This is a genomic window from Holdemania sp. (assembly GCF_986127675.1).
On record NZ_CFQZWI010000047.1, the window covers coordinates 1 to 21763 of the forward strand.

Annotated in this window: 21 protein-coding genes and 1 riboswitch; of the genes, 2 read left to right on the forward strand and 19 right to left on the reverse strand. The window is 54.0% G+C overall.

Annotated features, from left to right (window positions below; genetic code table 11):
- A partial coding sequence (locus AC5OW4_RS08575; protein WP_493676876.1) for a class I SAM-dependent RNA methyltransferase occupies window positions 1-598 on the reverse strand: 598 nt, incomplete at its 3' end.
- 260 nt (window positions 599-858) lie between these two features.
- Here AC5OW4_RS08575 and AC5OW4_RS08580 point away from each other — a divergent pair.
- A complete protein-coding gene (locus AC5OW4_RS08580; RefSeq protein ID WP_493676877.1) occupies window positions 859-1746 on the forward strand; it encodes a fructose bisphosphate aldolase in 888 nt (295 codons plus the stop codon).
- 187 nt (window positions 1747-1933) lie between these two features.
- Entirely contained in the window at window positions 1934-2737 is an 804-nt protein-coding gene (gene hdhA / locus AC5OW4_RS08585; protein ID WP_072683339.1) for a 7alpha-hydroxysteroid dehydrogenase, read from the forward strand.
- A 96-nt stretch (window positions 2738-2833) separates the two neighbouring features.
- On the opposite strand, the gene nadE is transcribed toward hdhA, so the two are convergent.
- From nadE to AC5OW4_RS08675, 18 genes are all read right to left on the reverse strand, one after another.
- Window positions 2834-4711: an NAD(+) synthase gene (gene nadE / locus AC5OW4_RS08590; RefSeq protein WP_493676878.1), complete on the reverse strand. Its 1878-nt coding sequence runs from the start codon at window positions 4709-4711 to the stop codon at window positions 2834-2836.
- Between the two features lie 24 nt (window positions 4712-4735).
- A complete protein-coding gene (gene pcp, locus AC5OW4_RS08595; protein ID WP_072683341.1) occupies window positions 4736-5377 on the reverse strand; it encodes a pyroglutamyl-peptidase I in 642 nt (213 codons plus the stop codon).
- 78 nt (window positions 5378-5455) lie between these two features.
- Complete coding sequence (locus AC5OW4_RS08600) at window positions 5456-6610, reverse strand: DUF979 domain-containing protein (RefSeq protein WP_308559954.1); 1155 nt, start codon at window positions 6608-6610, stop codon at window positions 5456-5458.
- Entirely contained in the window at window positions 6610-7284 is a 675-nt protein-coding gene (locus tag AC5OW4_RS08605; RefSeq protein ID WP_308559953.1) for a DUF969 domain-containing protein, read from the reverse strand. Before AC5OW4_RS08605 ends, AC5OW4_RS08600 begins: the two co-directional genes overlap by 1 nt.
- 115 nt (window positions 7285-7399) lie before the next feature.
- On the reverse strand, window positions 7400-7726 hold the full coding sequence (locus AC5OW4_RS08610; protein ID WP_006060431.1) for a branched-chain amino acid transporter permease: 327 nt from the start codon (window positions 7724-7726) through the stop codon (window positions 7400-7402).
- The gene (locus tag AC5OW4_RS08615) at window positions 7723-8415 is read right to left on the reverse strand and encodes an AzlC family ABC transporter permease (protein WP_493676879.1); all 693 of its coding nucleotides are present in this window, start codon (window positions 8413-8415) and stop codon (window positions 7723-7725) included. Before AC5OW4_RS08615 ends, AC5OW4_RS08610 begins: the two co-directional genes overlap by 4 nt.
- 348 nt (window positions 8416-8763) lie before the next feature.
- Window positions 8764-10020, reverse strand: coding sequence for a phosphoribosylamine--glycine ligase (gene purD / locus AC5OW4_RS08620; RefSeq protein ID WP_493676880.1), 1257 nt, complete (start codon window positions 10018-10020; stop codon window positions 8764-8766).
- Between the two features lie 7 nt (window positions 10021-10027).
- Window positions 10028-10594, reverse strand: coding sequence for a phosphoribosylglycinamide formyltransferase (gene purN / locus AC5OW4_RS08625; protein WP_006060427.1), 567 nt, complete (start codon window positions 10592-10594; stop codon window positions 10028-10030).
- Window positions 10591-11616 (reverse strand): phosphoribosylformylglycinamidine cyclo-ligase, encoded by a 1026-nt coding sequence (purM, locus tag AC5OW4_RS08630; protein ID WP_279122430.1) that lies wholly within the window; start codon window positions 11614-11616, stop codon window positions 10591-10593. The genes purN and purM overlap by 4 nt, the downstream gene beginning before the upstream one ends.
- The gene (locus AC5OW4_RS08635) at window positions 11613-15338 is read right to left on the reverse strand and encodes a phosphoribosylformylglycinamidine synthase (RefSeq protein WP_493676881.1); all 3726 of its coding nucleotides are present in this window, start codon (window positions 15336-15338) and stop codon (window positions 11613-11615) included. The genes purM and AC5OW4_RS08635 overlap by 4 nt, the downstream gene beginning before the upstream one ends.
- 14 nt (window positions 15339-15352) lie before the next feature.
- The gene (gene purE / locus AC5OW4_RS08640) at window positions 15353-15850 is read right to left on the reverse strand and encodes a 5-(carboxyamino)imidazole ribonucleotide mutase (protein ID WP_006060424.1); all 498 of its coding nucleotides are present in this window, start codon (window positions 15848-15850) and stop codon (window positions 15353-15355) included.
- Window positions 15851-15914: 64 nt separating this feature from the next.
- A riboswitch (purine riboswitch) is annotated at window positions 15915-16016 on the reverse strand.
- Between the two features lie 430 nt (window positions 16017-16446).
- Window positions 16447-16944: a hypothetical protein gene (locus AC5OW4_RS08645; protein ID WP_072683350.1), complete on the reverse strand. Its 498-nt coding sequence runs from the start codon at window positions 16942-16944 to the stop codon at window positions 16447-16449.
- Between the two features lie 47 nt (window positions 16945-16991).
- Entirely contained in the window at window positions 16992-18005 is a 1014-nt protein-coding gene (asnA, locus tag AC5OW4_RS08650) for an aspartate--ammonia ligase (RefSeq protein WP_493676882.1), read from the reverse strand.
- An 83-nt stretch (window positions 18006-18088) separates the two neighbouring features.
- On the reverse strand, window positions 18089-18604 hold the full coding sequence (gene loaP, locus AC5OW4_RS08655) for an antiterminator LoaP (RefSeq protein ID WP_195396914.1): 516 nt from the start codon (window positions 18602-18604) through the stop codon (window positions 18089-18091).
- Between the two features lie 232 nt (window positions 18605-18836).
- A complete protein-coding gene (locus AC5OW4_RS08660) occupies window positions 18837-19469 on the reverse strand; it encodes a lactate utilization protein (RefSeq protein WP_072683353.1) in 633 nt (210 codons plus the stop codon).
- A gap of 2 nt (window positions 19470-19471) precedes the next feature.
- Window positions 19472-20191: a tyrosine-protein phosphatase gene (locus AC5OW4_RS08665; RefSeq protein WP_072683354.1), complete on the reverse strand. Its 720-nt coding sequence runs from the start codon at window positions 20189-20191 to the stop codon at window positions 19472-19474.
- Window positions 20192-20335: 144 nt separating this feature from the next.
- Window positions 20336-21058, reverse strand: coding sequence for a sugar isomerase domain-containing protein (locus tag AC5OW4_RS08670; protein ID WP_072683355.1), 723 nt, complete (start codon window positions 21056-21058; stop codon window positions 20336-20338).
- Window positions 21059-21082: 24 nt separating this feature from the next.
- The coding region (locus AC5OW4_RS08675) for a sugar isomerase domain-containing protein (protein WP_493676883.1) at window positions 21083-21763 on the reverse strand (681 nt) is incomplete at its 5' end.

Sequence of the window (21763 nt, forward strand, 5' to 3'; positions counted from 1 at the left end):
TCTTCCGATGCCGCTGGCGCAGCCGCTGAATCAGCTGCTTGCGGGCCGGAAAGATCGGCGAAGCGCAGACCAGACACACCAGCACCTCGCGGCTCACATGCCCAACGCGAATCAAACAATGCCTGACCAACCCTGTCCGCTGATCCTCGTCATACGGTTCGATCCGCAATTCCGTCATCAGCTCGCATACCGTGGCGAGAATTTTCTCCGCGATCGGATCCTGGATCCAGCATGACGAATACGGTACCAGCTGATGGCTGTCCTCCTCGTAAATCCCGGCGATGACTTTTCCTTTTTTACTGAGTGAAAACGTCGCGATCACCTTGTTGCGATAAGCCCACGGTTCTGCCATGCCCAAAACATCATGCACCCGGCCATACCGTCCTAAAAGCTGCTGGACCTTTTCCTTCTTCCAATCCAGCTGGGCAGGATAATCGACATGCTGAAGCTGGCATCCGCCGCAGCGATCAAACACCCGGCAGCGCGGCTTCACCCGCAGCGGACTGTCCGTCAGCCGAACTGCGGATACGACTCGAATGCCCCTTCCCCGTGTATATTCCAGCTCAACTTCCTCGCCCTGAAGCAGATTCTCGATCAAAACCTTTTCGTCCTTTATTTTAACAAGCCCTTTGCCGGAAGCATCAAGCTGAATGCACTTTGTCCGAACTGATAATATCGGATCCTTTTTCTTTTCTTTCATTTCTATCACCGTTACCATCATATCATAAAATAACCGCGGGCGGCAGTGCTTTGTTTCTGACCGCCGCATTGCGGGCATGGTATTTTCACAAAGAAAGTGCTATCATGAACTTAGAGATGAACTGATTCATCCCGGGCAAGAGAAAAGGAGGGTTTCGCATGAATCAAGAACAACTGAACCGAATGCATTCCGCCAAAGGCTTTATCGCCGCTCTGGACCAAAGTGGAGGAAGTACGCCGAAGGCCCTTCGGCTGTATGGAATCGAGGAAGATCAGTACAAAGGCGAGGAAGCGATGTTCGATCTGATCCATCAGATGCGTTCACGAATCATCACCAGTCCGGCTTTCACCAGCGAGCATATTCTGGCAGCCATTCTGTTTGAGATGACGATGGACCGCCAGATTGAAGGCCAGTACACCGCCGACTATCTGTGGGAAAAGAAAGGCATTCTCCCGATTCTCAAGGTTGACAAAGGCCTGGCCCCGTTAGAGAACGACGTTCAGCTGATGAAGCCGATCGGCAATCTGAAGGAATTGCTGGAGAGAGCAGGTCAGCGGCATATCTTCGGCACAAAGATGCGCTCCGTGATCAAAGGTGCGAATCCGGATGGCATCCGCGCGATTGTCGATCAACAATTTGAAATCGGTCTTGAAATCGCAAAAGCCGACTTCGTTCCGATTTTAGAACCGGAAGTCGATATTACCCTGCCGGACAAGGAAAAATGCGAAATCTTGCTGAAAGCGGAAATTGAACGTCATCTGAAAGCGCTGAAAGACGATGTTCGTTTGATGTTTAAGCTTTCGATTCCGACAGTTGATGGTTTCTACAGTGATCTGATGAACGATCCGCATGTCGTCCGTGTCGTCGCGTTATCCGGCGGCTACTCCCGCAAGGAAGCCAACGAAAAACTGGCGCGCAATCCAGGCTTAATCGCCAGCTTCTCCCGCGCGTTGACCGAAGGGCTTAAGGCGCAGCAGACTGACGATGAATTCAACGCGCTGCTGCAGGAATCGATCCAGACTATTTACGACGCATCCATCCGATAAGCAAACGAAGTTTAACCCGTACAAACAGGACGAACTTGGGATATTCCCTGATTTCGCCCTGTTTTTTCAATTCTTCCCGCCGCTTTTTGCCTCTGTTTGTTTTCTTTTCTAACGACAGGCCGGTCATTTCGATATTTTTTTCCAGTCTTCGCGTTTATAATTAAACCATTACATCAAGGAGAAAACTATGCGATTAAAAGACAAAGTAGTATTGGTTACCGCTTCGACGCGGGGCATCGGCTTAGCGACGGTACAGGCATGCGCAAAGGAAGGCGCAATCGTTTACATGGCCGCGCGGAATTTGGAACGGGCCAGCCAGCGGGCTGAGGAATTGAATGCGATGGGTTACCGCGTCCGCACTGTTTATAACGACGCGACCGATTTAGAATCCTACCGCACGATGATCGAAGAAGTCTTCAAGCTGGAGGGCCGGATCGACGTGCTGGTCAACAATTTCGGCACCTCCGATCCCAAGACAGATTTAGACATTGAACACACGCGCTGGGAGGATTTCCAGGCCACGGTCGATATCAATCTGGCCAGCGTTTTCGTCAGCAGCCAGGCGGTCATTCCGCACATGAAGAAACAAGGCGGCGGCAGCATTGTCAACATCAGCTCCATCGGCGGACTGACGCCTGATATCGCGCGGATTGGTTATGCCGTCAGCAAGGACGCAATCATCTACTTATCAAAAAATATCGCCGTGCAGACCGCCCGCAGCAACATCCGCGTCAACGTCGTCTGCCCGGGCCAGACCGCAACCGATGCCGTGATGAACAACATGTCTAAAGAATTCCAGGACTTCTTCCTGCGGCATACGCCGATCCAGCGTATGGGCAAACCGGAAGAAATCGCGGCAGCCGTGGTTTATTTCGCCAGCGACGATGCGGCCTACACGACCGGTCAGGTCATGGCGGTGCATGGCGGATTCGGCTTGCCGACACCGGTCTATGCCGACATGATCGACTTGAGCGCCGATCGGAAACACTGATCCGAACACACAATAACAGAAAAACGCTGAAGCCGTACAGGAGTATTCCTGTTCACCTCAGCGTTTTCTTTTCAATTCGAGTATGCGCTTAATTCATTAACACGGCTTTGGCATGGCCAGAATCTGTTCACGCAGCTGACGGTAGCGTTTCGTTGCTTCCGGGCGCATCTGCGCCTCGCGCACATCGCTGCCAAACGCACCGCGGCTGATCAGAATCAGCGGCGGGAACTGGATTCGTTTGAACACCGCGCCCTGCATCGTGCGCAGCACCCATTCCAGATCCTGAATAAAAGCTTCCGGCTCGTCCAGCCCATAATGCCGAAGCCAGCGTCCGATCTCGCTGGTCTGCAGCCGCCCTTGCAAATAGTCGTCCATGATTTCCTCAACCCGGCCGCCCGGATACTCCGTCAGCCGGTTAATGAGCCAGTCGTGATAAAACCACTTCATCGGATCCCGCTGATCATCTTTCAGCTCGGCTGACGGCGGGAATTCCCAGATCAGGCGGTCACCGTCCATTTTCGGAAGCAGGTTGGCCGGAATAATCTCGCGGCCAAACGCCGCGTTAATTTGCTTCGCCAGGTCAAACAGCTGGACCTTCGTGCAGTCGGCAATCGGTGACAGCGCGCCGATCGCATCGCCATACAGCGTGCAGTACCCCAGCGCCGCTTCCACCTTATTGCCATTGTTGACGATCACGCCGCCTTCCATCGAAGCAAAGCTTGACAACAAATGGCCGCGCAGCCGGGCCTGAATATTTTCCAGCGCCAGCCCTTCCGCCTGCGGATAGCCATAATCCTGCAGCGTATCGACCGTCGCGTCGACGATCTTTTCAATACTGCCCTCGCGAATCGGAATACCCAGGCGTTCCGCCAGCGCCTTCGCGTTGTTTTTCGTCGTCAGGCTGTTATACCGGCTGGCCATGTTGTAGCCGACAACCCGCTGAACGCCCAAAGCGTAAACCAGAAGCGCCGAAGTGATGCTGCTGTCAAGCCCGCCGGACAAACCGACGATCCATTTCATCTTCGGTGAAAACATCTGCTTGTCAAACTCCCGGATCGCGCTGACCAACGCGCGCATCAGCTTGGTTTCCGGCTGGCGCGTAAGAACTCCGCGCTCATGCAGGCCGACGATCCGGCACTCCGGCTCAAACTGATCGTTCAGCGAAAGCTGGCGTTCACCTTGTTCATCATAAATCGTGCTGTCGCCGTCAAACACCATTACATTTTTGCCGTTGTTCTGCATCCCGCAGGCATTGACATAAACCAGCGGCACAAAGGCTCCCTGCGCCGAAGCGGCATGCTGGCGCACCCGTTTATCCCGCGAGCGTTCTTTATTCAGCGTCCAGGGAGAGCAGGACAGATTCACGATCAGATCGACGTCCTGCTTTAAATAGACGTCCGTCACATCCAGCGCATAATCCTCGCTCCACAGATCCTCGCAGATCTCAACGCCGATCCGCCAGGTCTGACCGTCTTTCTCAAACAGAAACGGCCGCAGCCCTTCCTCGACCGGTGTTTGATTCCGCATTGCGATTTCCATTCCGGACAGGAAATAACGAGAATCGTCGAACACCCGGTAATCCGGATTGAGATGCTTGATATACATCCCATCCAAGCTGCTGTTTTCCCGTTTCACCCACTGGCCGTCAGCACAGAAATAAGCGGCGTTGTAGCGGACCGGGCGTCCGTCACGCCCGCGCTTCGCCTGACCGATCGGCCGGGTTCCCAGATTGCCATAGAGGATCCCGATCCCCTGCGACAACGCCAGAAGCTCGTCGTTCAGACTTTCCAGATACGCGCACCAATCCTGATCCAGCCATTTGTCCTGCAGACAGTAGCCGCTCAGCGCCATCTCCGGAAAGACGATCAAATCTGCCTTCTCCGCTTTCGCCTGTGCGATCATTTCACGCATGGCCGCCAGATTTTCCGTCGGCTGCCCCTGCTTAACGTTAATTTGTCCTAACGCGATTTTCATGTTTCTGCCCCCGCTGCTTCTTTTTTAACAGATCGTTCCACCGGTGATCTTCACATCTTCCTGATGCTCGATCATCGCTTCGATCGCCACGGTCAGACCCTTCACAATCGTATCCAGCTCCATCGACGGCATGCCTTTTTTTGTCGCCGCCTGCGATGGCAGATACGGAATGTGAATGAAACCGGAGCGTTTGCCCGGAAATTCCGTCTCGATCAGATAACGCACGCCATAGGTCACATGGTTGCAGACAAACGTCCCGGCGCTGTTGGATACGGAAGCCGGAATTCCAGCCTCCTGCATCGCTTTGACCATCGCCTTGATCGGCAGCGTAACAAAATACGCGTCCGGCCCTTCCGGATAAATCGGTTCGTCCACCGGCTGGTTACCCGCGTTATCCGCGATCCGGCAGTCGTCGACATTAATACCGACTCGCTCCACTGTGATATCCGGCCGGCCGCCGGCCTGACCAATCGAAAGAATCATATCCGGGTCTTCCTTCCGGATTGCTTCCCGGATCACGGCCAGCGATTGATGAACAACCGTTGGGATTTCCAGCTTGACGATCTGCGCACCGCCGATAACCTCCGGCAGCCGTTTCACCGACTCAATGGCCGGATTGATTTTCTCACCGCCAAACGGATCAAAACCTGTCACTAATATTTTCATTAACTTCTCCTCCTTTTTGTTTATTTGCTTTCCAGGGGATTTCATTTCCAGCCTTTCCCCTGTTTTACATAATTAAGCTTAGAAAGCCAGGACGAGCATCAGCACGACATGAACGACGATCATGACCAGCGCCATCGGCAGCTGCGCCTTGATCACCGTGTATTTGTTTTTCGTTTCGAGCACCGCCGCCGGCACAATATTGAAGTTCGCCGCCATCGGCGTCATCAGGGTGCCGCAGAAACCCGCCGTCATCCCCAGCGCGCCGACGATTGCCGGATCTCCGCCCTGCAGGATCACAAACGGAACACCAATCCCCACGGTGATGACGGAGAACGCCGCAAACGCGTTGCCCATGACCATCGTAAACAGAACCATCCCGGCAACATAAACGATCACGCCCAATACCACGCTGCCCTGCGGCACGACGTTCGCCATAATACTGGAAATCACCGCTCCGACGCCAGCCTCCGTAAAGACGGATCCCAACGCTCCTAACAGCTGCGGCAGCAGGCTCGCCGCGCCGACCGTCATCAATAACCGCGCCGTATCGTCACGCGTTTCCGCAAACTTCGGCCGGGTGATCGCCACGCCGATCAAGTACGCCAGGATCGAAGCCAGACCGATTGCCAGCGCTGACGGGAAGGTCACGCCGCCCTCGGCCACTTTAAACTTCAGCTGCGCTAAAATCACCGTGATCACCACTAAGATACCACCCGCGATGGCCCATTGTACCGCTTGCCGCTGGGCCCGTTTCTTTTCCTCCGACGGCAGCTTTCTCGCCAGGATTCCTTTCACAGCTGCCAAGATCACACACACAGCCGCGGGAATCATCCCCCATAACATCGGAAAAGAAATTACCGGCGTCTTATCTGAAAATTTCAGCATTGACAAAGCCAGGGCGACAACGCCGATCGTGATCGCCGGCAGGAAAATCTTATTGCCCAGCTTGTCCGCCTGCGCCTTGCGGAACGACGCCTCCGACGGCACAAACTTGCCCATCTGCACCTGCTTGGTCGCCGTCAGGCAGCCCAGCACCAGAAGCAGCGCACCGGTCAGCGCATACGGGATATACGGGCCTAAAATAAAGATCAATCCGAGAATCGTCCAGAACACAAACGTGCCGATCCGGCATTTTTCATTCTGAAGACCGCGCCAGGCCGCGTTGAAGCTGACCAGACCGCACAGGCAGAACACAATCTCGCTGCCCCAGTTTAACAGTGTTTTTAAATCCATTACGCCTGCGCCTCCTTTTTCAGCTTGCGGTCCGCTAACAGAACCTGAATGATCGTAAAGATCGTCACAATGATGCCGACCGGAATCGACGCCTGCGCGATCGAACCGAGCGTGACCTCATAACCGGCCGCCGCCAGCGTCCCCTGGATCAACAGCACGCCGCTGTTGCCTAAAAAGATATTCTGACCGAAGAAGTTGCCGTAGTTTTCAACCGCGGCCGCCAAGCCCTTGATCCGCTCGCTCTGCTTTTCGTTCAGCGGTTTTTTAATCGACGTTTCGCCGGCCGCCTCACTCATCGGCAGAATCAGCGGACGTACAAACTGCACGTGGCCGCCCAGCCGGATCGACATCGCCGAAGCCAGAATCCGCACGACCATATAGATGGATAAGACCTTGCCTGCCGTTGCGTTTTTAATCTTGCCGATCAATTCCGCCGCGCGCTCTTTCATGCCATAGCGCTCAATCAGCGCAATCGCCGGGAAGCTGATCAAAAAGATCGACATCAGACGGTTGTCGACGAACGCCTTGCCCATGATCTCCAGGATCTGAACGAAGTCCAGACCGGACACCAGGCCGGTGACCAGACCGGAAATCAGGACAACCGCAATGACGTCCCATTTTAAGGCAAATCCGACCACGATGATCAGAATGCCGATAAGTTTCAAATATTCCATAACTGAGTTCCTTTCCCTTTTTGAGTATTCCCATTATACCAGATTTTCACCAGGGCTTGAATGGAAAATTTTCAAGCCCTGTTCCCTCGATTTTCGCGTTCCCTCTCTTTACAGACTACCGGAAAATCTGCTGGACAAGAACCATATAGAACAGCGTGCCGCAGCCGATGCTGAGCAGACTGTTGCGCTTCCAGCCATGAATAACGCCGGTCACCGCCAGCGCCAAAAGCTCCGGCAGGCCATGATTGGATCCCAGCCAGTCCGTAGAGCGCAGACCGTACACCACCAGCATCGCCATCATCGCTAACGGCAGCACCTGTCCCAGATACGCGATGGTCTTTGGGATCGGCTGCCCTGGCCGGAACGCCGCAAACGGCAGCCAGCGCGTAAGAAACGTTACCGCCGCCATCAACAGAATCGCTAAAAACATTGATGAATTCATGCCTTCAGCCCCCTTCTTTCCAAAACCGGGCGCAAGCCGAGCAGACCTGCGGCAATCATCACCAGCGCCGGCAGAATCATCCCGTCCGCGCCGAACAGGACCAGCGCCGCGACTGCGCTGATCAAACCCACCAGCGTCGGAATCGGAGTAACCGCTGATTTCAGCTGATCCAGACAGGTGACAAAAAACAGCGCCGTCATCGCAAAATCAATCCCGGTCGTATCAAAGGGAATGACGGCCCCGGCGGCCGCCCCGATCAGCGTGCCGAGAATCCACCACAGCTGATCCAGCAGCGTAATCCAGAAATACAGCCGCTGCGGCTCCGCTTTGTTCTCCAGCTTCTTCTGACATAACAAACCATACGTTTCATCCGTCAGTCCGAAGATCAGATACAAGCGGCGCACTCCCCGTTCGCCGAACTCCCGCAGAAATGAAAAACCGTAAAACAGATGCCGCAGATTCACCGCCAGCGTCATCAGGATGACCTGCAGCGGACTGGCCGCCTGCGCGAGCAGCTGAATTCCGACAAACTGCATCGAACCGGCATACACCAGTACGCTCATCATCAGCGCCCAGCCCCAGCCGATCTGATGTTGCTGAGCGAGCAGCCCGTACGCGATGCCGACGACCAGATAGCCGGGAAACACCGCCAGCGAAGATGTCAGCGCCTCTTTTTTTGTTTGATCCATACCTTGCTTCCCCCTTATCAAACCTTAACCTTCCATCGTCTCCCTCTCCTTATCCAGATCCTGGCGGGGATACGATAGAGAAAAGCGGAAGTTCCGCATTGTCCTTCCGCTTCCTGATTCATTGTTAGCTTCTATTCCCGCCCGGGCTTTCACCGCGGCGGTCTTTTATGAACGGCCTGATTGACTGTCCTTAACGGTTAGAACATCAGAATGGTATTCAGGATCATCATCAGACAGATGAAGCTGACCAGGCCGATCACCATGATTTTCTGAAATGTTTTCTTGGGTTTCGTCATGACACCCTCCTATCCGTATCGCTAGTTTACCGCAAAGAGCGGGCGCTGTCAACTAATCCGCCAGTCCCCGGGCACCGATATCGTGACGATAAAACAGCGCGTCGCAGTCGATTTTCGCGATCTCGGCATACGCCGCGGCCTGCGCTTCCTTCAGCGTCGGCTTCTGGGCGGCGACAAACAAGACGCGCCCCCCGGCGGTAACCAGCTGACCGTCCTTTTCCGCGGTTCCCATGTGGAACACCGTTGTGTTTATCGTTTCCAGATTCCGGATCGGCGCGCCTTTCGTCGAGCTTTCCGGATAGCCCTGGCTGGCCAGAACGACGCCCAGGACTGGTTCCGATGACCAATGCAGCGGCATTTCCTGATGCTTCAGCACCTGCGTGCAGATTTCATACAGGTCGTCCTGCAGCGCGATCATCAGCACTTCCGTTTCCGGATCGCCGAAGCGCACATTGTATTCGATCGTCTTCACCCCGCGTGCGGTTGCCATGCAGCCGGCGTAGAGAATTCCGGTGAACGGACAGCCTTCCGCCACCATCGCCGCAGCCATCGGCCGGACGATCTTGTCGATCGCTTCCCTCACGACTTCCCGGGATAAATGCGACACCGGCGTGTAAGCGCCCATGCCGCCGGTATTGAGGCCTTCGTCATGGTCGAAAGCCCGCTTGTGATCCTGCGCGATCTCCATCGGAATCACGGTCGTCCCGTTGACAAACGCCAGCTGCGAGAACTCCTCGCCTTCTAAGTATTCCTCAATGACCACCGAAGATCCAGCCTGATCGAACAGACCCCCGCACATCATTTCTTTCAGCGCGACCTGGGCCTGTTCCTGCGTCTGGGCAATGATGACGCCCTTGCCCGCGGCCAGGCCATCCGCCTTTAAAACGACCGGAACCGGCTGCTTCTCTAAATACGTTTTCGCTTCTTCATAATCGGAAAAGCTGGCATACGCCGCGGTCGGGATGTTGTATTTATGCATCATTGCTTTGGAAAACACCTTGCTGCCTTCCAGCCGGGCCGCCGCCTTGCTCGGTCCAAACACAGCCAGCCCCGCGGCCGCAAACGCGTCCTGAATTCCTTCGCAGAGCGGAACTTCCGGGCCGACGAACGTCAAATCGATCGCCTTTTCTTTAACAAACGCGATCAGCTTGTCAAATTCCAGCACACCAATGGCTACGCATTCGGCTACCGCCGCCATGCCGGGATTTCCCGGCGCCGCATAGACTTTTTCCACCTGCGGGCTCTGCGCGAATTTCCAGGCCAGCGCATGTTCGCGCCCGCCGCCGCCAATCACCAATACTTTTGCCATAGCTTCTTTATTCCTCCACCAGCGTTTTTAACGTTTCCGGATACAGGACATGCTCGATCGCATGCACCTGCGCTTCAATTTCTTCCTTGCTCCACTGCGGCTGCACCGCGAAGGCGCGCTGAGCGATAATCCGTCCCCCGTCCATCGACGCGTCGACATAATGGATCGTCACGCCCATCACCTTAACGCCGTATTCAATCGCCTGCCCGATCGCATCCTTGCCTTTAAACGCCGGCAAGAGCGAGGGGTGGATATTCACGATCCGCTGATCATACGCTTCCAGCATCACCGGCGACAACAGCCGCATATACCCCGCCAGCGCGATCCACTCCACGCCGTGAGCCTGACAGCGGGCGATGATCTCACGTTCGTAATCCGGCTTGGACGGATAGTCCTTCGGATTAAACGCGAACACGTCAATGCCTCGTTTCTGCGCTTTTTCAATGACCGGCGCGCCTGGCTTATCGACGACGACCAACGTGATTTCCGCGTTCAGCTGACCGGCTTCGATCGCGTCGGCAATCGCTTCAAAGTTCGTGCCGGTGCCGGAAGCGAAGACGGCGATGCGCTTCATTGAATGTCAATCCCTTCTTGATCGGTCACCACACCGATGACCGTGGCCTTTTCACCCTGAGCTTTTAAGATTTCCAACGCCGCGTCCGCATCGGCCGGATCGACGACCAGAATCATGCCGATCCCCATGTTGAAGACGTTGTACATCTCTTTTTCTTCCATGCCGGAAAGCTGCTGCAGAACATGGAAGATCGGCAGCACTTCCCATGTGCCGCGATGAATCTCAATGCCTAAGCCCGGGTTCAGACAGCGCGGCATGTTCTCGTAAAATCCGCCGCCGGTGATGTGCGCGACGCCGTGGACATCAACCTGCTTCAGCACCTCCAGCACCGGACGGACATAAATCCGCGTCGGCGTCAGCAGGGTATTTCCCAGGGAGTCCTGCAATTCGTCAAACTTCGTGTTCAAATCGAGGTGGTTATCTTTCAGAACGATCTTGCGGACTAACGAGAAGCCGTTGGAGTGCACGCCGCTGGAAGCCAGACCGATCACCACATCGCCCGCTTTGGTTTTCTCTCCGGTGATCATTTTGGATTTTTCCACCGCACCGACCGTAAAGCCCGCGATATCGTAATCCTCTTCATCATACATATCCGGCATCTCCGCCGTTTCCCCGCCGACTAACGCGCAGTTGGCCAGCACGCAGCCGTCGGCTACACCCTTGACGATCTGCTCGATTTTCTCCGGATGGTTTTTACCCACCGCGATGTAATCGAGGAAGAATAACGGTTCGGCGCCCTGCGCGATGATGTCGTTGACGCACATTGCGACGACGTCCTGTCCGACCGTGTCGTGTTTATCCATCATAAAGGCCAGCTTCAGCTTGGTGCCGACGCCGTCGGTACCGCTGACCAGCACCGGTTCCTTCATGTTCAGCGCGCTTAAATCAAACATGCCGCCGAAGCTGCCGATGCCGCCCATCATGCCGAAGCGGCGGGTTTTCTCAATGTGTTTCTTAATCAGCCGTACTGATTCATACCCTGCTTCCAGGGATACCCCGGCCTTTTCGTACTGTGTGCTCATGCTTTTCCTCCCTTGCCCCGGATGTAATTTACCCCGTTGGCGAAAATATTCTGTTTCTTTTCTCCGTCAATATTTTTAAAGACATCCGTGAAGTAACGCTCGGAATGACCCATTTTTCCCAAGACCTTGCCGTCCGGGGAAACCAGACCCTCGATCGCCCAGTCGGAACCGTTGAGGTTGGCTGTCGGATCCATCGTCGGCGTGCCGGTTTCATCACAATACTGGAACGCAACCTGGCCATTGGCAAACAGCTGCTCGATCATCGCCTCGTCCGCGACCAGCCGGCCCTCGCCGTGGCTCACCGGTATCGAATAGACTTCGCCGCATTCCAGGCCCTGCAGCCATGGGGAGCAGGTGCTGGCGACGCGGGTTCTGACGACGCTGGAGATATGCCGGTTGATGTGGTTGCGGGTCAGCGTCGGACTGGTTTCGTCCAGCGTGCGGATTTCGCCATACGGCAGCAGTCCGGATTTGATCAGCGCCTGGAAGCCGTTGCAGATGCCTAAGATCAGACCATCCCGGTCCAGCAGGCGGGTTACCGCCGCTTTGATCTTCTCATTCTGCAGGATGTTGACGATGAACTTCGCCGAACCGTCCGGCTCGTCGCCGGCGGAGAAGCCGCCCGGAATCGCCAGGATGTGACTGTTGTCCAGCAGCGCGGCCATCTGATCGATGGAATCGAAGATCGCCTGTTCGTTCTGATTGCGGAACACGAAGATCGTAACCTTCGCGCCTTCTTCCTCAAACGCCCGGCGGGTGTCGTATTCGCAGTTGCTGCCCGGGAAAACCGGAATCAGAACGCGGACCTCCGCGCTGGACTGACGGCAGAGGTAATCCTGCTTACGCTTTTGATCGCGGATCGGCAGCGTCTGCGCTTCGCCCTTGCTGTAAACCGGATAGAGCGAACCAAGCGTTCCCATCCAGGCGGCCAGCACTTCGTCCTGGCTCAGTTTCAGTTCATTGATGCGGTATTGCGGCTCGGCCTTCACTTCGCCGATCACCGCCGCGCGCTCATCCGCAAACTGCGGCGTAACTTCCGCGACGATCAATCCCGGCTGCAGTTGCAGAAGCTCCTGACCGCCCTCGATGGCAAAGCCCAGGCGGTTGCCGAAGCTCATCTTGAACAAGGCTGCCAGCGCGCCGCCTTCTTCTCCGACATAGGCGGAAACGATCGTGCCCTGACGGATCCCTTCGCTGACCGCCTTAAACATCGTCTTATAACTGGACAGTTCCGGCAGTCCCTCTTCACTGATCTGCGGTTTGAAGACAACCAGACGGTTGCCCGGGGTTTTCAGCTGCGGGGTAATGATATTTTTTGTCTTCGCATCGCTGCAGGCAAAGGAAATCAACGTCGGCACGACGTGCTTGTCGTTAAACGTGCCGGACATACTGTCCTTGCCGCCGATCGCGGCCTTCTGGAAATAGTCCTGCACCTGCATTGCGCCCAGCAGCGCTTCAGTCACCTTACCCCAGCGCTGCGGATCCTGATTCAGCCGTTCAAAATATTCCTGGAACGAGAAATGGATCCGTTCCCAATCGCCGCCGCAGGCCACCGTTTTGGCCATGGATTCCAGCACGCTGTCCATCGCTCCAACATAGGTCGAGTATTCCATGATTCGCGGATTGAAGCCGTAGGTCAGCACGCTGCAGGTCGTCGTCTTGCCGTCCAGAACCGGCAACTTCTGAACAGACGCCTGAGCCGGCGTCAGCTGCGTCTTGCCGCCGTAAGGCATTAAGACCGTCGTCGAGCCGATCGACGCGTCAAACATTTCACCCAAGCCCTTCTGGCAGCAGACGTTCGGTTCCGCCATCGTTGCCAGGATCGCCTCTTTGGTTAACGGCTTATCGCAGCCAAATGGATTGGCGCCTTCCAGCGTGGCAATCTCCACGTTGGCTTCCTGACGCACGCCGCTGGTGTCGATAAACCGGCGCGCCAGATCGACGACCGTCTGATCGTTCATTTTCATGACCAAGCGGGCGGTATCGGTGACTTCCGCCACACGGTAAGCTTCGAGATTTTCTTCCGCGGCCAGCTGAATGAACTTCGCTTCATCCGCCGCCCGGACGACAACGGCCATCCGTTCCTGACTTTCGCTGATCGCGATTTCCGTCGCATTTAGGCCGGCGTATTTCGTACGGACCTGATCGAGATGGATTTCTAATCCGTCAGCCAATTCGCCGATCGCAACGCAGACGCCGCCGGCGCCGAAATCGTTGCATTTTTTGATCAGACGGGTGCACTGCGGATTGCGGAACAGCCGCTGAATCTTGCGTTCTTCCGGAGCGTTGCCCTTCTGGACTTCGCTGGCGCAGACTTCCAAGGATTTTAAATTGTGTTCCTTCGAGGACCCGGTCGCCCCGCCGATACCGTCGCGGCCGGTCTTACCGCCTAACAGAATGACGACGTCGCCTGCTTCCGGAGACTGGCGCACAACGTTTTCCGCCTTCGCCGCCCCGACGACCGCGCCGACTTCCATGTGCTTGGCGACATAGCTCGGATGGATGATTTCACGGACATGCGTCGTCGGCAGACCGATCTGGTTGCCGTATGAAGAATTGCCGTGCGTCGCTTTCTTGGAGATCACTTTCTGCGGCAGCTTACCCGGAATCGTGTCTTCCAGTTTCTCTAAAATATTGCCGCAGCCACTGACGCGCATCGCCTGATAGACGTAGCTACGTCCGCTTAACGGATCGCGGATCGCCCCGCCGATGCAGGTGGAAGCACCGCCGAATGGTTCGATCTCAGTCGGGTGGTTATGCGTTTCATTCTTGAACATCAGCAGCCATTTTTCAGTCTGACCGTCGTGATCGACGTCGATAAAAACACTGCAGGCATTGATTTCCTCGCTGACCTCAACCTCCGGCGATTTTCCCTGACGGCGCAGGTCGCGCGCGTTGATCGTCGCCATGTCCATTAACGTCTGCGGCTTCTCATCCCGATTGCACCCATGCCGCAGCTGCAGATAGCGGTCATAGGCCTGCTGAATCTGCTCGCCAAAGCGGTCGGTCGTGATCGTCACGTTCTTTAAGCAGGTTTCAAACGTCGTATGCCGGCAATGATCGGACCAATAGGTATCGAGCACGCGGATTTCCGTTTCCGTCGGATTGCGCTTTTCTTCTTCGCGGAAATAGCGCTGAACCAAAGCCAGATCAGCCTCGCTCATCGCTAAGCCATGTTCTTTCACAAATGCCTGAATCTGTGCGGCGTCCATCTCAATGAAATGCGGGAATTGTTCCAGCGGCTTGACGTCGACATTCTGGTCGACCGCCAGACGGGAGAGATCCTTGACGCGGGATTCGATCGGATTGATGACGTAGGCTTCGATTTTCTTCAGCATTTCGCCGTCGACTTCCCCTTCCAGCATCATCAGCTTTCCGGTCGTAATCCGGCAGGCGGAAGCGGGATTGAGCAGCTTGACGCACTGCATCGCGCTGTCGGCGCGCTGATCGTATTGACCCGGCAGGGTTTCCCAGACGACGACCGTCTTGCCCTGACAATCCAGTGTTTCGTAAAGCGTGTCGGTCATGACCTCGGTAAAGACGGTTTTCTTAGCCTTTTCGTAATCTTCGCTGTCAATATCGAAGATATCGTAAATATTGAACAGCCGCAGACCTTCGGCGCTCAGTTGCAGATTTTCCTTTAATTCGTTATACAGATCCTGGGCCTCCGTGCGGAAGCGGTCTTTCTTTTCTACAAAGATACGCTTGTTTATCAAACTCATGGTCTTCTCCATTTCTAGAATTTCATATTTTCTAAGACGTTTTTCTTCATGTCCGCTTTGTGCGCTTCGATCTTCTTGTGCATTTCCGGATCAAACGCCCCCAGCATCGTCGCCGCCAGCACAGCCGCGTTTTTGCATCCGGCCTTGCCGATCGCAACAGTCGCTACTGGAACCCCGGCCGGCATCTGAACGATGGAAAGCAGGCTGTCCAGACCGTCGAGCGTGCTGGTCTTCATCGGGATGCCGATTACCGGCAATGTCGAGCAGCCGGCGATCACACCCGCCAGGTGCGCCGCGCCTCCGGCAGCCGCAATGATCACCTTTAATCCGCGGTCATACGCCGTTTTTGCGTATTCGATCGTTTCATCCGGCGTGCGGTGCGCGCTCAGCACAATCTTTTCATACGGAATACCGAAGGATTCCAGTGTTTCACAGGTGAATGAAACGTTTCCCTCATAATCGCTCATTGAACCCATGACGATCCCAACTACTGCTTTTTCTTCCATTTTCATACTCCTCCTTGAATTTAGAAATAGAAAAAGACATCAGAGAACCTCCAATGTCTACAAAACAAAAACAAAAAAGCCTTCGTTTTGTAGTCTTGCCGTTTACGGCAGCAAGGTAGAAACTTGTGAGCCTTATTCCCACGATTATACAAAATCACCAAGACGTCAAAAAGAAAACACAGGTGCAAAACACCCATGCTTAATTTTGATTTTTATGAAAAGTATCCTCCATGGAAATGCTCATCGTTGTCATTGCTCACCAGTCACCTTTCACGCGGATATAATACCATAAACACGCAGGCAAAAAAAGGCTTTTTCTTCCGTTTTGTTGAGATTTTACCTAAAATTGAGGCAAGCTTCGGGGCGCTGCTGCTTCGGCGTCGGCAAAGCTGGCGATGATCTTTCCCTTTTCCAGCGTCATCGAAAGAAACGTACTGCGATTGGAGGCTACCGCGATGCTGCCGGCGGAGACGGCTTTGTCTGCCGCAGGGTAAGCTGTCTTATAATATTTCGCTGCCTTATAATATAAGGATGAAAATATCGAAGCCAGAAAGCTCAGACGACAGAGCCGCAATACCCACAGAAAAAAAGAAGCGAGAGCCTTAACGCTCCAGCTTCATCCGGCGGTATTTTTTGCCGATCGCCGCTTTTAAACGATTGGCGACCTCGTCCTTCTGTTCTTTCTTAAAGTCAAACGTCAGCTGCGTCAAAGAGGTTTTGCCCTTCTTGTCCACTTCCTTGACCGTCATCACAACCTTGCATTTATTCTTGACTTCCTTCACATCATATTCAGTAATCGCGTCAAACGGCACCGCGCTGCCCATATACATGAAGCCGTCGCTGCCTAAGCCGTCGCTGATCAGCGCAAACATGATGATGACCACCGCCATTAAGACCGAGCGCAGAACCGTCATCGGGCTGAAGTCCAGCGCCAGAAAAGGCAGAAAGCAAAGTGAAGCGGCGATCAGGATCATTATCCGCGACGCTGTCCAGAAGCAGCAGTAAATCTGAATCGCTTTCTTCTGCCGCAGCAAAATCCGGATCAGCCAGACGCACGCACCGGCAAAAAACAGGAGTAAAATAAGATTAAAAATTTCCATAGGGTTCCTTCCTTGTGTTGTAATTGAATTGAATGACCGTGGCTTTATTAAAGCAGCTCGATTCCGTTATCGTGGCACAGCTTGCGCATGATCGGCGGCCACAGCGAAGCCTGGACTTCGCCGATGTGCGCCTTATGCAAAAGAAGCATACAGATCCGGCTCTGACCAATGCCGCCGCCCATCGTTAACGGCAGATCCCCCGCCAATAACGCGCGGTGAAACGGCAGCACCGCGCGTTCGGGACAGCCGGCCTTGTTCAGCTGATCGATCATGCTGGCCTCATCGACACGGATGCCCATGGATGAGATTTCCATCGCCCGATTCAAAACGGCGTCCCAGATCAGCAAGTCGCCGTTGAGCTGCCAGTCGTCATAGTCCGGCGCCCGCCCGTCATGCGGCTGACCGTTGCTCAGCAGTCCGCCGATCTGTTCAATAAAGACCGTGCCGTATTCTTTCGTGACCGCGTCTTCCCGCTGCTTCGCCGTCAACGACGGATAGCGGTCCAACAGTTCCTGCGCGGTAATAAACTTGACTTTTTCTTCAATGATCGGCGTGATCTGCGGCACATTGGCGCACAGCACTTCGTCGGTTTCCTTTAAGCTGCGCACGATCAGGCGGACGGTTTCTTCCAGCTGCTCCAGCGTCCGCTGAGGGCGCAGGATGATTTTTTCCCAATCCCACTGATCGACGTAAATCGAGTGCAGATTGTCCAGATCTTCGTCGCGGCGGATCGCGTTCATATCGGTATATAAGCCCTCGCCGGGACCAAAGTCATATTGCTTTAACGCCAGCCGTTTCCACTTCGCCAGCGAATGAACGATTTCCGCTTCGGTCTGCGTCTCCTTGACGTCAAAGTGAACCGGGCGCTCCACGCCGTTGAGGTTGTCGTTAAGACCGCTGGCGGCTTCAACAAACAGCGGGGCGCTGACGCGGATCAGGCGCAGGTTGTCCGCCAGCTTGCGTTCAAAGGTATCCTTGACAAGCTTGATCGCCATCTGGGTTTCTTTCTGGTTAAGCAGCGAGCGGTAATGTTCAGGCAGTATGCAGTGTTCGATCGACATGGTATCCCCCATTTCAAAACTGTCTTTTATTATACCAGCATCCTCGTCATAACAAAAGTAAAAGACAGGAATTTCTCCTGCCCTTAATCAATCTTTTGAACAATTTCCAGCGAAACGCTGACGCGCGTCGGCTGACCGCAAAGCTCCAGTTCCAGCACTGCTCTCCGCTTATGCCGGTCGATCTTCACGATCTGCGACTCGAAGCCTTGCAGCGGGCCTTCGGTAATGATGACCTGATTGCCCTGAATCAGACCGGTGGAGTGTTCCAGCACCTTATTTTTGCCCAGCAGCCGCTCGAGATAGTCCTTCTCCTCGCTGCGCAGCGCCGGGGTTCCTTCTTTATCGAATTTCAACAGCTTGACGATTCCCGTTTTCTGCATCCGCAGTTCTTTAATCTGTTCGTCCATCGCCGCCTGTTCCAGCTCGCTTTCAATGAACAGATAGCCGGGGAACATAATCTTTTCGACAAGTTCGGAGATTCCCTGTTTTCTGAAGACGACCTTCATCTTCGGAATAAAGGCATGCAGTCCCTGGCTGAGAAAAAAATCGCGGATTTTTTCTTCCATGCCGCCGCGGACAAACAGTACATACCAGTTCATTCGATCTCCCCTTTCGACAAGAATCGTTTAAAGGATACAAAGTTCACCCGGAAATGTCAAGAAACAAACGGGATTGTTTCTACTTTCACATAGCGTTACTGAAAGGAAGTGACTTTGTTTCCACTTTTCAAGGGTCGATTCTCAGCCAGTCTGACAAACTTCTGTCGCCTTCTTTATGCGGATGGATTGTCATAAAAAAGCGGCCGAAATCGACCGCCTGAAAAATATTGAATTAGTATCCGAGATCTTCGTTGATCAACAAGACATGAATGCGTCCTGGAACATGACTGCGCTGCAGCGTAACCGCGGCGGAACAAATCCGGGTCGGTAATTGGCAATCGGCGCAATACCCGATCTTTGTGCACGGATTATCCTTATTTAAACGAACACAGTTGGCCGGAGCCGCAAGGGTCTTTACACGATCCTGAGCTGCCTGCAGATCCTTGACGATCTTGTTGGCGCCGGCGATGACCAACACGTGTTCCGGCCCATAAATCATGGCCGCAACGCGGTTTCCATTGCCGTCCACATTGTATAATTCACCTGTCATCGTAACGGCGTTGGTGCTGGTCAGAAAATAATCGCAGGACAGCGCCGCGTGATAAATCTCGTGCGGATGATCGCTGTGATAACGATCCAGATATTGTATGTCCTGATTGTTTTCCAGAAAATCAAGAATGCCGGTTTCAAATAACGTCATGGACCCGCCAACGCTGACCGATACCTGATCTTTCAGCAGCCCCTTCAAATATTCAAGGCATTCTTTTTGTGTCGGAAACAGATCGACTTGAAACTGATGGTCTTCGAGCTTTTTCTTCGCCTGCAGCATCTGCGTCCACCGCAGCGTTTGCGTATGCTTATCCATTTTCACTCCACCCTTTCCCGCAATGATTCTTTCAATACTTCTATTTTAGCATCACTGAGGCCGATCTGTCTTAAATATTTTTCAGCCGATCCATACGTTTTCCGCAAATGGTCCAATGTGCGGATCATGTTGGATTTCGGCGATCCCAAAACGGCGTCCGGATCCTTGATTCCCATCTTTTTCAGCATTGCCAGCTGATCCTTCAAATGTGGATTCAGATACAAAGCGGTTGCCGCGTAATCCTCAACGATCAGGTCTTCCTCTGCCCCGACCAAGTCCAGCAGCAGCATTGCCGTAACGCCTGTGCGGTCCTTGCCTGCCGTGCAATGGAACAGAATACACCCTGCGGTGTCCGCCATCGCTTCAAATACTCTTTTTATCGTATTCTGACTGTGATCCAGTAAGCCGATATAAACCTGACCCATATCGGAGGGAAAACCCGAGGCGCTCATCCCGGAATTCACCTGGTCCAACAGCGGAAAGCTCAGATGCTCTACGCCCAGCTTCGGATCCGGCGCTTGTTCCTGTTCAAACTCAGAGCGTAAATCAACGACTAACGATAATCCTTTTTCCTTTAAAACTTGCCGGTCTTCCAGCGTTAAACCGCATAAAGAATCGCTGCGAAGGAACCGATTTCTCTTTGTCTGTCCACCATCCTTAAGCGGATAGCCCCCTAACTCGCGGGTGTTGTGCGTTCCTTGCAGGATCGGTTTATTTACCATATTGCCATCCCTTTCTGTATCTAGGGAATATTGTAACGTAATTTTAGAAATAATGCTATGGCCTAGCCCTTCTGCAATTCCTTGATTCGTGATGAAAATCAGGTTGTTAAAAAAGGAACTCCGCGGAGTTCCTTAACTTATTGCTTAGAAATGTTTTACGCGGTCTTCGTACTTCGCGTAGATCGCATCGTTGTTGAAGCCATCGACGTTCTGGCTCTGGAAAACAGGCAGTTCGCAGCCTTCTGCCGCCAGGATCTTTAACGCTTCGTTTACGATCGTATCCAGAACGAAGATGCTGGAAATCGTGCTGCCCGGGCCCGTCGCTACGCCGCCGACATTCATCAGCGCGTCGCCGTCAGGTACGCAGTTGTCCAGAATGCAGTCAACGCATTCGAACAGACGCTTGCCGCTTGGATGACGGCTGGTCGTGTTCTGCGACTGATGCAGGTTCGTCAGCGCGATCGTGTAGACGCCTTCCTTCTGGCAGCGCATGGCCATTTCAACCGGAACCGCGTTACGGCCAGAGTTGGAAATGATGATCATGATGTCATTTTTGTCAATCTTGTACTGATCAAAAATAACATCCGCCAAACCGGAAACCTTTTCCATCGCACCGCTGCGGCGAGCGCCGAAGTTCGTCAGTGCATCCGGATCCAGAATCGCGTTGACATTGCCCAGTCCGCCGGCACGGCAGAACAGTTCGATGCCGATCATGTGCGAATGACCTGTGCCAAAGACATGGATGATGTGATTGTTCTTGATGTTGTCGGCGAACTTGACAGCCAGCTCCTGGATTTTTTCCTTGTTGGTGTCATCCACTTTGTGCAGCAGTTCTTCGACCTTGTTCATGTATTCAAAATTGTACATTTTTAGTACCTCCCTTTTCCTTTATTAAATACGGCCCACGTATTTCTGTCTTAATTCTGCGTTATGCCTGCGGTTTTCTTCGCTGTCTTCGCTCAGCAGCAGCGGCAGCTCCACGCCTCTCTCGCTTAACAGACGGCAGGTTTCCGTCGTAATCGACTGCGCGATAAACGCGCCGGTGATCGAAGAAATCGAACAGATCTTTTCGATCTTGCCTGTTTCAATCAACGCATCACCCTGCGGCCCGCAGTTGTCGATGACCACGTCGCCCATCTCATAAAGTTTCTTGCCGCTTGGATGACGGCTGGCTTCCGCGCTGGTATGCTGCCAGCTGGTCACAACGATGACCTTATGACCTTCCTGCTTTGCCTTGATCGCAAAGTCGATGACAACGCCGTTAATCCCGGAGTTGGATATAATGATAAAGCTGTCCTGCGGACGGATGTCGTATAAATCGTACAGCCGGTCCGCAATATCCGCACGACGTTCAAAAATGTTGTCCGGATCCTTAAATTCCGCTAACGAAACCTTGCCATGCAGAACGAAATCGCTGGTCACAATCGTATGAAACGGCACTAACGAACCCGGACGGCCAGCCAGCTCCATCCCGAAGCCCACGGAATGGCCGGAACCAAAGACATGCACAACGCCGCCCTGGGCGATCGTTTCAGCGCAAACCTCGGAAGCCTTGCGGATGTTGTCCATTTC

Coding starts and splice junctions, on each gene's coding strand:
- AC5OW4_RS08660 (WP_072683353.1), bottom strand. CDS start 19,469: ATGGATAAGCATACGCAAACGCTGCGGTGGACGCAGATGCTGCAGGCG.
- purD (WP_493676880.1), bottom strand. CDS start 10,020: ATGGCAAAAGTATTGGTGATTGGCGGCGGCGGGCGCGAACATGCGCTG.
- AC5OW4_RS08635 (WP_493676881.1), bottom strand. CDS start 15,338: ATGAGTTTGATAAACAAGCGTATCTTTGTAGAAAAGAAAGACCGCTTC.
- loaP (WP_195396914.1), bottom strand. CDS start 18,604: ATGAACTGGTATGTACTGTTTGTCCGCGGCGGCATGGAAGAAAAAATC.
- AC5OW4_RS08670 (WP_072683355.1), bottom strand. CDS start 21,058: ATGTACAATTTTGAATACATGAACAAGGTCGAAGAACTGCTGCACAAA.
- AC5OW4_RS08645 (WP_072683350.1), bottom strand. CDS start 16,944: ATGGAAATTTTTAATCTTATTTTACTCCTGTTTTTTGCCGGTGCGTGC.
- purE (WP_006060424.1), bottom strand. CDS start 15,850: ATGAAAATGGAAGAAAAAGCAGTAGTTGGGATCGTCATGGGTTCAATG.
- purN (WP_006060427.1), bottom strand. CDS start 10,594: ATGAAGCGCATCGCCGTCTTCGCTTCCGGCACCGGCACGAACTTTGAA.
- asnA (WP_493676882.1), bottom strand. CDS start 18,005: ATGTCGATCGAACACTGCATACTGCCTGAACATTACCGCTCGCTGCTT.
- AC5OW4_RS08665 (WP_072683354.1), bottom strand. CDS start 20,191: ATGGTAAATAAACCGATCCTGCAAGGAACGCACAACACCCGCGAGTTA.
- AC5OW4_RS08605 (WP_308559953.1), bottom strand. CDS start 7,284: ATGGAATATTTGAAACTTATCGGCATTCTGATCATCGTGGTCGGATTT.
- AC5OW4_RS08580 (WP_493676877.1), top strand. CDS start 859: ATGAATCAAGAACAACTGAACCGAATGCATTCCGCCAAAGGCTTTATC.
- purM (WP_279122430.1), bottom strand. CDS start 11,616: ATGAGCACACAGTACGAAAAGGCCGGGGTATCCCTGGAAGCAGGGTAT.
- AC5OW4_RS08600 (WP_308559954.1), bottom strand. CDS start 6,610: ATGGATTTAAAAACACTGTTAAACTGGGGCAGCGAGATTGTGTTCTGC.
- pcp (WP_072683341.1), bottom strand. CDS start 5,377: ATGAAAATATTAGTGACAGGTTTTGATCCGTTTGGCGGTGAGAAAATC.
- nadE (WP_493676878.1), bottom strand. CDS start 4,711: ATGAAAATCGCGTTAGGACAAATTAACGTTAAGCAGGGGCAGCCGACG.
- hdhA (WP_072683339.1), top strand. CDS start 1,934: ATGCGATTAAAAGACAAAGTAGTATTGGTTACCGCTTCGACGCGGGGC.
- AC5OW4_RS08610 (WP_006060431.1), bottom strand. CDS start 7,726: ATGAATTCATCAATGTTTTTAGCGATTCTGTTGATGGCGGCGGTAACG.
- AC5OW4_RS08615 (WP_493676879.1), bottom strand. CDS start 8,415: ATGGATCAAACAAAAAAAGAGGCGCTGACATCTTCGCTGGCGGTGTTT.